Annotated in this window: 10 protein-coding genes and 1 pseudogene; 10 read left to right on the top strand and 1 reads right to left on the bottom strand. The window is 45.2% G+C overall.

All coding sequences use genetic code 11. The features are described 5' to 3' along the window. The first annotated feature begins 538 nt into the window (after positions 1 to 538). The 10 genes and pseudogenes from ltrA to EBB54_RS00530 all read left to right on the top strand — a co-directional run. Entirely contained in the window at positions 539 to 1,837 is a 1,299-nt protein-coding gene (gene ltrA / locus EBB54_RS00575) for a group II intron reverse transcriptase/maturase (protein WP_004070134.1), read from the top strand. A gap of 142 nt (positions 1,838 to 1,979) precedes the next feature. Next, positions 1,980 to 2,867: a carbohydrate ABC transporter permease gene (locus EBB54_RS00570; protein WP_125125928.1), complete on the top strand. Its 888-nt coding sequence runs from the start codon at positions 1,980 to 1,982 to the stop codon at positions 2,865 to 2,867. Continuing rightward, entirely contained in the window at positions 2,864 to 3,709 is an 846-nt protein-coding gene (locus tag EBB54_RS00565) for a sugar ABC transporter permease (RefSeq protein ID WP_125125927.1), read from the top strand. Before EBB54_RS00570 ends, EBB54_RS00565 begins: the two co-directional genes overlap by 4 nt. After that, on the top strand, positions 3,706 to 5,478 hold the full coding sequence (locus EBB54_RS00560) for a glycoside hydrolase family 13 protein (protein WP_243127452.1): 1,773 nt from the start codon (positions 3,706 to 3,708) through the stop codon (positions 5,476 to 5,478). The genes EBB54_RS00565 and EBB54_RS00560 overlap by 4 nt, the downstream gene beginning before the upstream one ends. A gap of 362 nt (positions 5,479 to 5,840) precedes the next feature. Continuing rightward, the gene (locus tag EBB54_RS00555; RefSeq protein ID WP_125125926.1) at positions 5,841 to 6,119 is read left to right on the top strand and encodes a type II toxin-antitoxin system RelB/DinJ family antitoxin; all 279 of its coding nucleotides are present in this window, start codon (positions 5,841 to 5,843) and stop codon (positions 6,117 to 6,119) included. Beyond that, on the top strand, positions 6,116 to 6,418 hold the full coding sequence (locus EBB54_RS00550) for a type II toxin-antitoxin system YafQ family toxin (protein ID WP_125125925.1): 303 nt from the start codon (positions 6,116 to 6,118) through the stop codon (positions 6,416 to 6,418). The genes EBB54_RS00555 and EBB54_RS00550 overlap by 4 nt, the downstream gene beginning before the upstream one ends. A gap of 56 nt (positions 6,419 to 6,474) precedes the next feature. Continuing rightward, positions 6,475 to 7,755 carry a site-specific integrase gene (locus EBB54_RS00545; RefSeq protein ID WP_125125924.1) on the top strand — a complete coding sequence of 427 codons (1,281 nt, stop codon included), beginning with the start codon at positions 6,475 to 6,477 and terminating at the stop codon, positions 7,753 to 7,755. Beyond that, a complete protein-coding gene (locus EBB54_RS00540; protein WP_125125923.1) occupies positions 7,752 to 8,702 on the top strand; it encodes a tyrosine-type recombinase/integrase in 951 nt (316 codons plus the stop codon). The genes EBB54_RS00545 and EBB54_RS00540 overlap by 4 nt, the downstream gene beginning before the upstream one ends. Then, a complete protein-coding gene (locus tag EBB54_RS00535) occupies positions 8,689 to 9,735 on the top strand; it encodes a tyrosine-type recombinase/integrase (RefSeq protein ID WP_162307041.1) in 1,047 nt (348 codons plus the stop codon). Before EBB54_RS00540 ends, EBB54_RS00535 begins: the two co-directional genes overlap by 14 nt. Positions 9,736 to 9,817: 82 nt before the next feature. Next, a pseudogene (locus tag EBB54_RS00530) lies at positions 9,818 to 9,904 on the top strand (type II toxin-antitoxin system YafQ family toxin); the annotation flags it as partial. 1,020 nt (positions 9,905 to 10,924) lie between these two features. Here EBB54_RS00530 and EBB54_RS00520 read toward each other — a convergent pair. Next, on the bottom strand, positions 10,925 to 11,941 hold the full coding sequence (locus tag EBB54_RS00520; RefSeq protein WP_125125921.1) for a LacI family DNA-binding transcriptional regulator: 1,017 nt from the start codon (positions 11,939 to 11,941) through the stop codon (positions 10,925 to 10,927). Between the last annotated feature and the right edge of the window lie 187 nt (positions 11,942 to 12,128).

Here is a 12,128-nt window from a genome sequence, read left to right as displayed (position 1 = left end):
ATACAGGCTGTACTGTTTTTTACTCTATAGGGTGCGCCCAGCTAAGGGCTTGGAATTCGGTGGGTGAAAGTCCTACGGTGTAAGGTACAAGCTATACCGCACCAAGCGAGTCTTGGGTAGACAGCAGAGATGTTGTCTGCTAAGCGTAGACAGCGAGATTGCAGGGCATAACTGCACATAGCTTCGATATGAAAATGAAAGTGGGAAGGCAGAGGTGCTCCTATACACTGAAAGCAACATAACTGTAGTCACTAAGAGCGAGAATACAGTTGCTTCCCCGGAGTTTTGAGGTTGGTCATGCAATCAAGGATTTCAAGTCAACTGGAGGAGGTCTGTCTGGTTCCAGATGAGTTGCGTACATCTGGTATGCGGAACAACTGTCGAAGGGAGAACCGCAAATGGTCAGCAGAAGTCGGATGGCCGAATAGTACACGGTAAAACATACAGTGGAAGTCGAGAAATGCCTGTCCTCGCAGGCTAGCCATGCAAAGTCATATCAAAGAGGAAACATAGACTGTACGCAGAGACAGGAGGAGCTATGGAAACGAAATTGGCGAGAATATCACAACTATCAGGCGAACATCCAGACATGGTATTTACGTCCATAGGGCATTTGATAAATAAGGAATTATTAAAAGAGTGCCACAAGGAAATGGACGGAAAGAAAGCAGTAGGAACCGATGGGATAACCAAAGAGGAATACGGGGCAAGGCTGGAGGAAAATCTGGAAGAATTAGAGGAAAAGCTTAAGAAGAAAGCGTACAAGCCCAAGCCAGCAAAAAGAGTGGAGATACCGAAAGAAAACGGAAAGACACGGCCGCTCAGTATCTATTGCTATGAAGACAAACTGGTGCAGGAAGCATTGAGACGAGTACTGGAAGCAGTGTTCGAGCCGCATTTCTATGATGAAATGATGGGATTCCGACCAGGGAGAAGCTGTCATAAGGCATTAAGAAAGCTGAACGGAATGCTGGAAAAAGAAAAGACAAACTGGGTATTGGATGCGGATGTAAAAGGATTTTTCGACCACTTGGACCATGAATGGATAATAAAGTTCATAGAATCAAGAATAAAAGACCCAAATATCATCAGGCTGGTACGCCGGATGTTAAAAGCCGGAATCATGGAAGATTACAGATATGAAGAGACAGAGGAAGGAGCCGGACAGGGTTCGGTCTGCTCACCAGTAATCGCAAACATATATATGCACTATGTACTGGTGTGGTGGTTCAAGGAGAAAATGCAGCCGATCATGAAAGGGTACGCAGGGCTGGTGGTATATGCGGATGATTTTGTAGTCTGCTTTCAATACAAAACAGACGCAGAGATGTTCTATGAATATTTAAAGCGCAGAATGATGCACTTTGGACTGGAAATGGAGGAGAAAAAGACGAGGCTGATAGAATTCGGCCGATTTGCAGAAAGGAACCGGAAAGAACGTGGAGACGGGAAACCGGAGACCTTTACATTCCTCGGATTCACGCATTACTGTTCGCATGGAAGAACGGGAAAGTTCAGAGTGAAGAGGAAGACCAGTAAGAAAAAGCTAGCAAAGAAAAGCAAGGAAATAAATGCTACGATAAGAGATATGAGATTTCTACGCATAAACCAGATAGTAAAGAAGCTGAATGAAATCTTAACTGGTTACTATCATTACTACGGAATTACTGACAATTCAAGAAGCCTGAACTCATTCTATAATGTAGTATGGTTCCGGTTATTCTACTGGCTGAATAGAAGAAGCCAGAGAAGAAGCTATACAAAGGAAGGATATAAGGAATTGATGCGACAATTCCCACTCGTCCGACCACGTATCTATGTAAGTATATACGGATAGTTGTAGATGTATTAGCTTTGCAGGGAGCCGGATGCGGGAAAGCTGCACGTCCGGTTCTGAGAGGGGTAAGCCCCGTAAGGGACTTACCTACTTACCAAACTTCTACCGCGCTGCGTGCACTTTTTTTGAAAGGGGAAACGGTATGAAGAACAGACAGAAATTACGTCCATGGATCTACAGTCTGCCTGCGCTTACGCTGGTTGGGTTGATCGTCGTCTTTCCCATTTTATACACAGGGTATATCTCATTGACGAACATGAACCTTTATCACTGGGACAATTACGAACTGATCGGGCTGGATAATTTTCAGCGGGCTTTGCTGAAGGTGGATTCGGGATTCCTGAAAGCGCTGCTCACAACAGTTCTGTGGACGATTTTTAACATGGTGATACAGGTGGTCCTGGCTTTTTTCATTGCTCTTGGCCTGAATGTCCGGGAAATGAAGCAGGCAAGGGTTTATAAGACACTCCTCATGTTTCCATGGGCAATGCCGGCATATGTTTCTATACTTTTATGGCGTGTGGGGATGTTTAACACAGAGTTCGGATTCCTGAACAAGATCCTTTTAAGTCTGGGCCTGGGGAAAATGAATTTCCTGTCAGAAAATGTCCCGGCGTTTCTTTCCTGCATGGTGCTGAACCTGTGGATGGCGCTGCCGTTTATGATCATGATGATGGACGGCGCGCTGCAGAGCGTGGACAGGAGCTACTACGAAAGCGCCAGACTGGACGGAGCCGGGTTCTGGAAGCAGTGCCGGTATATCACGGTTCCCGCGATCCGGCCGATCCTTCTGCCTTCCGTCATCATGACCACATTTACGACATTCAAGCAATTCGATATCGTGTATCTGCTCACCATGCAGAAAGGCTCCCTGTCCGGGGCAACGCTGCAGACGATCATTACCTATGCGCACCAGAATGCGTTTGTATCAAATAATTATGGGCTGTCCTCGGCAGTGTCCATTGTGATTTTTGGTTTTATCATTGTATTTTCATTGTTTACGAACCGGGGAGTAAAGGAGGAGGCATGAGTACGAAAAAAATAAAACGTATGGCGGGGCTTACAGTTTTAAATCTGATCTTTATCATCATCTGCCTGCTCGCGCTGATCCCGATCCTGTATGCGGTTTCCCTGTCATTTTGCAATGGGGGTTCCGGGTTAAGTTCCGATCTGTCGTTCTGGCCCAAAGATCCCACCTGGAAGAATTATTCCGCAATCCTGGTGGAGGAACCATTCCTGCTCTGGCTTAAGAACTCCGCGGTCCTGAGCGTGGGGACAATGATCGCGGCAATGGGGACGGCGGTCACGGCGGCTTATGCATTTTCAAGATACCGTTTTAAAGGAAGGAACGGGGTGCTCCAGGCGCTTCTTATTTTGAATGCATTTCCCCAGATCTTATCCATGTTCGCGATCTTCCGCCTGTTTAAGACCTTCCATCTGCTCAATTCCTATCTCGGCCTGATCATCGTTTATGCAGGGAGCATGTGCATATTCAGCATCTGGAATATGAAGGGGTATTTCGACACGATCCCGGTGGAGATCGAGGAGGCGGCCAGGATCGACGGCGCGGGAAGCGGACAGATCCTGATGAAGGTGGTGCTTCCATTGGCGAGGCCGGCAATCATCGTGACATCGGTCATGGTGCTGATCTTCGTGTGGAATGAGTACCTGTTTTCCACCACCTTTATGATGAATGAAGGGAGTTACACGCTGGCGGCCGGATTATACCAGCTCCAGACCAGTGATTACAGCAGGAGCTGGCCGTTATTTTCCGCGGCGGCGATCCTGGTATCGATCCCGATCCTGATCGTATTTTTCTGCATTCAGAAATATATGGTGTCAGGTTTGACGGCAGGGGGTGTCAAAGGATGAGTATCAAAGAAGAACGGATGGATCGGGCGGCGGTTCTGCATATTCCGCTGTCCCAGTATGCATTTGCAAAATCAGAACATACGCTGGTGATCCGGATACGGGCAAAAAAGGAAGACCTGTCCGGATGCGACCTGTATTATGGGGACCGGGCATGCAGGAAAACGCCTATCGAGTTTTACAGGATTCCGATGCATGTCTGTGCAGAGTATGCTTGTTTCCAATATTATGAGGCGGAGATCCATTCCGTCTATAACCGGATCTGCTATTATTTTAAATTGATGAAGGGGCAGGAATGGACCTACTATTACGGGGACCGGTTTACGGAAACGCTGGCGGATTTTTATCTTGGGGATCAGGTGGTGGATGGGAGAAGTGAATATTACCAATACCCGATCATCCTGAAAGAGGAGATACCGGACGTACCGGAATGGTTTAAAACTGCCGTTGTTTACAACATTTTCCCGGACAGTTTTGCAAGCGGGAGGAGAAGCCTGGAGAACAGGGCAGAAGAGAAGCGCCTGGAGGATGGGAGAACATGCCGGTCAAGGCTGGGAGGCACTCTGAGAGGAATCCGGGAAAACCTGGACTATATTCAGGGAATGGGATTTACCTGCCTCTATCTGAATCCGGTTTTTTCGGGCGGGGAATACCATAAATATGACGTGCTGGATTATTACCATATCGATCCCTGCCTGGGAACGGAAGCGGATTTTCAGGAGCTTGTGGAGGAACTTCACAGGCGGGGGATGAAGATCATCATTGACGGGGTTTTTAACCACTGCAGCTGGGAATTTTTTGCGTTTGAGGACGTGGCGGCCAAAGGCAGGGCGTCCCGTTACTGCAAATGGTTTTACGGTCTGGAGTTTCCTGTCAGAAAGCCGGAAAATGCGGACGAGGTTCCCAATTATACTTGCTTTGCATATGAAAGGAGAATGCCCAAGCTGAATACGGCGGAACGGGAAGTGCAGATGTATTTTGCGGATGTAGGGGCGTACTGGATTCAAAAATACCATGTGGACGGCTGGCGTCTGGATGTGGCAAATGAGATCCACCGGAATTTTTGGCGGAGCTTCCGTTCGGCCGTAAAAAGCGCCGATCCGGATGCGGTGCTGATCGGGGAAGTATGGGAAAATGCGGAGACCTGGCTGCGGGGGGATGCCTTTGATTCTACTATGAACTATGAATTTCGCAGGATCTGCAGGGACTATCTTGCAGCCGGATCACCAGATGGGAGATCTGCGGCCTGCCAGTTTGAACAGATGCGTCTCAGATATCCGACGAATATCGTAAACGGGCAGCTGAATCTGATCGACAGCCATGATGTCCCGCGGTTCCTTTCTCTTTGCCGGGGGGACCTGGGGAAGTGGAAGATGGCCTGCATCCTGCTCATGCTGATGCCGGGCGTGCCCAGCCTTTTCTATGGGGATGAGCGGAAGATCCAGGGAATAATGGAAAACGAGTACCGGAAGGGGATGGCCTGGGAGGAAAAGGAGGATGTCTGTGATTTTGTCCGGGAACTGATCAGAATCCGGAAAGAATATATCGATGGGTCAACCGGCTATCACCCGGTCTGGGGGATGATCCATTCCGGTGTCTTTGCATTTGCCAGGGAGAATGCGGGATGTGAGATTACTGCGGTCATGAACCCGGGAGAAGCATGTGCAATACCGGAAATGGGAGAACGGATAGTTCTGCTGGAAAACGGATGCCGGGAAGGCTGGATCGGACAGGGAGGATATGGGGTCTGGCTTAGGGACAAAGGACGGTAAGGCTCCGGGCGGAGATACATTTTATGAGGTATCTCTGCCCGGTTTTTCGTGCGTCCGGCGAGCGCACGTTCTAATGAGTGAGAGTCCCTAATCCGCCCAGTAGTGGGGCGGGGAAGAATATAGCCAATGACAAGGGGGGCATGGTGGAGAGAAACGGTTTTCAATATTTCTTTTATGAAAATCTTTTTATAGTGAACTTGAACAGTTAAGTACACTTACAAAAGCCAAAATGCAAAAAGGAAAGTCGATTTTAGAGTATACCTCCCCGGAAATGAATTTACTGTTAATTCTTCGTGCAGAATATTGTGTTTTTCGTGCAGATAGCATATACTATAAATACTAGCAGGAAAGGAGATGGTTTTATGGCTAGCTCTACTACAAACATCAGCATCCGCATGGATTCAGACCTGAAAGCGCAGGCTGACAGGCTGTTCGGGGAACTCGGCATGAACCTGACAACGGCGTTCAATATTTTTGTCCGTCAATCTCTCCGTGAGGGCCGGATTCCCTTTGAAGTTTCCCTCAACCAGCCCAACAGCGAAACGGTTGCCGCCATGCTGGAAGCAGAAAGGATTGCGAAGGATCCAGCAGTAAAAGGGTATACTGATCTGGATGAACTGTTCGCAGACCTGAAAGCATGAAGAACGCAAAATATACCGTCAAGCCCACCACACAATTCAAGAAAGATTACAAGCTGGCAATGAGGCGTGGACTGGACATTCGTCTGTTGGAAGGCGTAATCGCCGACCTTGCCATGGGAATCACCCTTCCGGAGAAAAACAGGGACCACGCCCTGTCTGGGAACTGGGCCGGACACCGTGAGTGCCATGTGCTGCCCGACTGGTTAAAATTCCGATATCGGAATTTCAGCCATTATGCCGATTTTTCAGTTATGCCGATAAAGAAAAAATTCCTTGTTTATTGTTTGAAGTCTCTGTAAAATATCGGCATTTCCTATTATGATTAAATCACCAAATCATAATAGGAGGATATGCCATGAAGCGACAATTAAATCAAGCTATTGACGGCTTGATACAGCAGTTGAAAGAACAGGGGACACATAAGGAAACCATTCTGAATTATCAGATCGTGTGTAATTCGATATTAGATTTCTGTGAAGCCGGATGTTTTGAAAAAGAGAATTCCTTGTATTCTTTTTTAAATCAGTATCATTCTGACATAGAGAGCGCGTTAAAAAATGGAGATATTTCCAGGGGGTATGCCGTTTTCAAAAAACGGGTGATTCGGCTGCTGGGTGAGCATGCGGAGAGGGGCTGGGCAGACACTAAGAAAGTATCGAGAACCAGAGTTTACTCTCCAAATGAACCGCATCAGAAAATAATCTTGCAGATTTTAGATGAAAATCATCTTTCTCCCAGCTCCAGATACGTACTTGATCCACCACTACGGCATTTCTTTTGTTTCGTGGAAAGCTGGGGATTAAGCATCGAAAGCATTACCGACAATATATTCTTGGATTTTTTGGAAGAAGTATCTGAGAGCAACCGTGGAAGCATGGGAAGGATATTTCGTGCCTTGAAACTGGTTTTTGATTTTTTAAAAGATCAGGGTATTACACCGCTATATATGGACATTTCCATGCTAAAAGTCAAGCAGGCTGCGACAAAAATAATCGCTCCGTTTTCCCATGATGAAATGAATCGTATCATATCTGCAATCGATCTGTCCACAGCAACCGGTATGCGAGACAGAGCCATTATCCTGCTTGCTTTTGAAACCGGTCTGCGTGCTATTGACCTCCGAAAACTTAAGCTTCAGGATATTGATTGGAAAAAGCACGAAATAAGCATTATCCAGAGCAAGAACGGGACGCCTCTTGTCCTCCCACTAAGTGGAATGGTTATGAATGCAGTAGCAGAGTATATCCTACATGTACGTCCGGATTGCAATGTACAGGAAATCTTCCTGACAATTCGGGCACCCTACCGGTCATTTCAGTGTTCGTCCGCAATAAAAAGTCAGTTTGAAAAGTACTGCCGCAGTGCGGGGATTGAGAAAAAAGCAGGACGGAGCTTTCATAGCATTCGCAGGACATATGCTACAGAAATGTCAGCAGCTGGTGTTCCACTGCCAACGATATCGCAGATGTTAGGGCATAAAAATATTAATAAAGATAAGCCGTATCTTTCCTATAATCAGGAGAGTATTTTGTGCTGTGCGCTTGATTTTTCAGATGTACCGGTTACAAGCCAGCATTATTCTGCCATCCCTTTCTCTTATTCCATCGTAGACAAGAAAGGGGGCGAGAGTAAATGAGTGGTTTTCAGAAAGAATTGATGGAAGCTTTTGATGCCATGCAGCGTTTCCGTGTATCTGTCGGATATGTAGAATCAGGTTACAGATCTGCATTACTTCCTTTCATCAGATTTTGCGGCGACAAGTTTCCAGACGAACATTGTTTAACTAGGGAAATGGTTGAAGCCTGGCTGGTGTACCATCCATATAAAAGCATTAACAGTCAGGGGGTATTTATATCCTGCCTGCGGCAGTATACAAAATTCATACGCTTTCTTGGGAAGGAATCTTTTGTTCCCAATGAGGATTACACTGTACGTCATGAATACTTTATCCCCTATATTTTTACAGACGAAGAACTGGCGGCATTCTTTCGGGCTGTAGATTCTGTACGCCCAATCCCAAAAGAGTGGAAGAAGGAACTGATACTCCCCGTTCTTTTCCGTATGGTTTATTGTTGTGGTATGAGACCGGGAGAACCCCTTCGTCTTGAGACGAAAGATGTTGATCTTTCAACAGGAAGTGTATATATACGGCAGTCCAAAGGAAGCAAAGACCGGCACATTATCATGTCAGAAGATATGAGACAGTTATGCATACGCTATGATGTTCTTGTTGGACATCGAAAATGGTTCTTCCAAAAATGGGACGGGAATCCTCTCCCAACCTATTGGCTGGACAGCCAATTCCATAAGTGCTGGAACAACTGCAAAATATCACATCATGGAAATCCCCGCCCATATGATCTCCGGCATGCCTTTGCGACAAGGAACCTAATGCGTTGGATCGACAACGGACAAGATGTCATGTCATTGATTCCATATTTAAGCACATATATGGGGCATTCGCACTTTCAGGATACTTTATACTATATCCATCTGCTACCGGAGCGGTTGATCCGTTCCGTTTCCATTGACTGGCATCAGTTTGATTGTATTTATGGGAGGGCTGCAGATGAAGAGGCTTAAAGATCCAGAATTGTTTTCCTGTATTAAAAAATATCTTACTATTTATCTACCTCAGATTAAAAATCGGAGCAGCAATACAGTGGAGGCCCATAGATTCAGCCTGAACCTTTATCTTGATTTCCTGATTGACACTGTTGTAAAAGATTTATCTGAAATAAAAGCTACTGATTTCTGCCAAGAAAATATCCTGTTATTTATGGAATGGTTAAGCAAAGAACGAAAAAATGAGGTAACTACTGTTAATGTACGTCTGAGTAATATCCGCTCCTTCTGCAAGTACCTGAGCAAAAATGGATTGATTTTGCATTCGGATATAGATGATATCGCAGGGATTAAAAAGCTAAGTGATCTTCGTAAGCATGAAGTAACATACCTGACGGCAGGAACCATGAAGTTGATTTTGGAACAGCCAGACATATCGAAGAAAACAGGGATAAGAGATAAGTTCTATATGGCACTTTTATATGATAGTGGATGCCGCAATCAGGAAGTCCTTGATTTACAGGTAAAAGACTTTATAGTCAACACTGACGGTTCAGCGGAATTACATATATTAGGCAAAGGAAGAAAATACCGGGTTACTCCAATATCAAACGAAGTAACGAAACTATTTTATTCTTATTGTAGTATATTTCATCCCGATAAAAGCACTGCACAACAACACTTGTTATTCTACACAAAAAGAAATGGCATTGTTACTAAGATGTCACCAGATAATGTACAGAGGTTCCTGAGTTCCTACGAAGCATCAGCCCGAAAGATTCAGGAAGATATCATGCATCTCCATCCACATTTATTTCGTCATACACGGGCAATGCATTTGTATATGGCAGGGGTGCCGCTTCCTATTGTCTCGGAATGGCTTGGACATTCAAACATGGAAACAACTCTGATCTATGCGCAGGCTAGCATCGAGATGAAAAGAAAAGCATCTGAGAAGTTAAAGGCGCACGAATCCTCGGTATTCAAAGGTGACGTAACATTCAAATATGACGATGATGAAATGATTAAAAAACTTAGCGGATTAAAATAAATGCCGATATTTTGAAAATGAAATCTGCTGACAGTTCCCGAATAAAACGGTAATTGTCAGCAGTCAACAAAAATCGGCATAATGGCTGCTTATCTACCGCATTGAGGATGATGTTCTGGTGTTGACCCTGTCCCGGACCGGGTCGCACAGCGATCTGTTCGGAAAATGATCTTTACTCGCCGTATGGGGTGTTTCCCTGTGCGGCATTTCTTCCGATGCAGGCATACGGCGGCGTAAAAAGAAGCGGTTTGAATATGACATGTAGAAAACAGCAAAAGCCATGAGGAATACGGAAATCGTGTTGCACATCGTTTCAACCCGTCCGTCATTTGATATTTTTTCAAGCATGACCGCATTCATAGAGAACGAAGTGAATGTAAAAAAGATAGTGATCACAAATGAAACGGATAATAGATAGAGGGCGTAAAACGAAAAATTATTTTTCAGATTCTTAAGCGCCATAGATAAATTATGTATATTTCTCCCCCCCCTCCTATCTTTCTGTGTCTAATTTTGCCACTTCCGTGCGATGGATTCATAGATTATCTGGAAGGAGGTGAAGGTCGGTATGGAATTTGACCAATGACAGGAACGATACAGCACCTTAATGACAATACAACTGCCTATGTGGGAACAAACGGTACAACAATCAAATCAAAGGACGGGAAGGAACTGCTGATCTGTTAGTTCTAAGATTCGAGGAAGTTTCGAAGCCTATTCTCTGATATGTGTTTATTATAGCTGAAGAAAATTATCCGTGTTGTGATTGCTGGTAAACGGAAACTTTTTAATTTGAATAATGAAGATTTAATAAACTCTAACAATGATTTCTGTTTGCAGAATATTAGAAAAATTTCAATAATCTTTAGGGGGCAAAAAATAACGATAGCAATTCTGAAAAATGGGTTATCGTTATTTTTTTCTTTATAGAATATCGAAAGTGCGGCAAATCCAACTAATAAAACGATAGCCGCCCATGCATGGGTGCATCTGCCTTTCTGAAAAGTGTTGATTTTCGGGCATTTGCAGTAAATGTAAAAACGATAGAACCCGTGCAAAAATTGTATCAATCTGGACACGCAATATGGTGTGAGAGGTCGGTAGGTGAATTAATCACCGACCTCCTACTCGACTGTAGTTATATGTACGTATATTCATACCCAGGGCTTAGGAACAGTATGGAAATAACTTATACATTGCGGGTAGAGGACCGGACGATCAGCGTGGGAAGGGTCGCAAAGGACTGTACCTGCAGAGCCGGATTTTTGATCTTTTTCAGTAAGATGGATGCTGCCTGTCTCCCCATTTCATGTACGTCAATGTCTACGACTGTAAGGGGAGGATCAATGAGCTGGGACAACGGGTAGTCGTCAAAGGTGAGGACTCCGATATCATCAGGAATTGTCATGCCGTGCTTTGTGATCGCGTCTGCCGCGCCGATGGCGATCTGGTTGTCTTCGCAGATCACGGCATCCGGAAGGCTGCTTCCACGCAGCAGTTCTTCCATCATGTCAAATCCGCTTTCCTTACTGTAGGTGCCGTATTTGATAAAGGAATCCGGGACAGGAAACCCCTGAATACGCATCGTAGACACATAGCCTTTGAGACGGTGCCTGGAAATTTCGTCGCTTTCCTGTCCGCCGATAAATGCTATTTTTGAATAGCCGCAGCTGGTCAGATATTTGGTTGCCATCTCTCCAGAGACATGGTTGTTGATGTCAATCCAGCAGGTACTGTTTGAAAATGGCGGCCGTCCGATGATCACATGAGGAAATTCCGTTCCTGTCAGCAGGTCGGCAAGAGGGCGAGAAGTGGCAGAACCGTGGATCAGCAGTCCGTCCGCGGCTTTCCTTCCGATGATCTGTTCTGCTTCCTGCAGCGCGGTTTCCTTATCCGGAATGCCGATAAAGCTGAAATGATATCTCTTTTCCCAGACTTCTTTCTGGGCGCCGCAAAGGATCTCGAACATATGAGGATCGTGAAAAGCCGTATGCTTCCTGGTAACGGCAAGAAAGATGATATTGTCCGACCGTTTCCTGGCAAAATTGCTGGCCTGTGCATTCGGCAGGTAGTTCATTTCTTTCATGACCTGGAATACGTGCTGTCTTGTGGCTTCGGAAATGGAGGGCTTGTTGTTGATGATTTTGGATACCGTTGCGATCGATACCCCGGCCTGCTTTGCGACGTCCTTGATCGTGACAGACATTGTGATTCACATCCCTTCTGAATATATGTGCCATAATAGTATAACGTTTACCTGAAAAAATCAAGCAGAATGAATAAAAATAATAGGAAATTCGGGAGAAAATTGTTACTATTAATACATAAATGCCGGCATTATTATAGAAACAATGAAAAGGGTCAAGGAAAATTTTACATGAAAGGGAAAAGCG

This window comes from Schaedlerella arabinosiphila (assembly GCF_003885045.1).
GTDB lineage: Bacteria > Bacillota > Clostridia > Lachnospirales > Lachnospiraceae > Schaedlerella > Schaedlerella arabinosiphila.
Note: the sequence above shows the minus strand (reverse complement) of the source record. Positions and strands in the feature narration are given on the sequence as shown.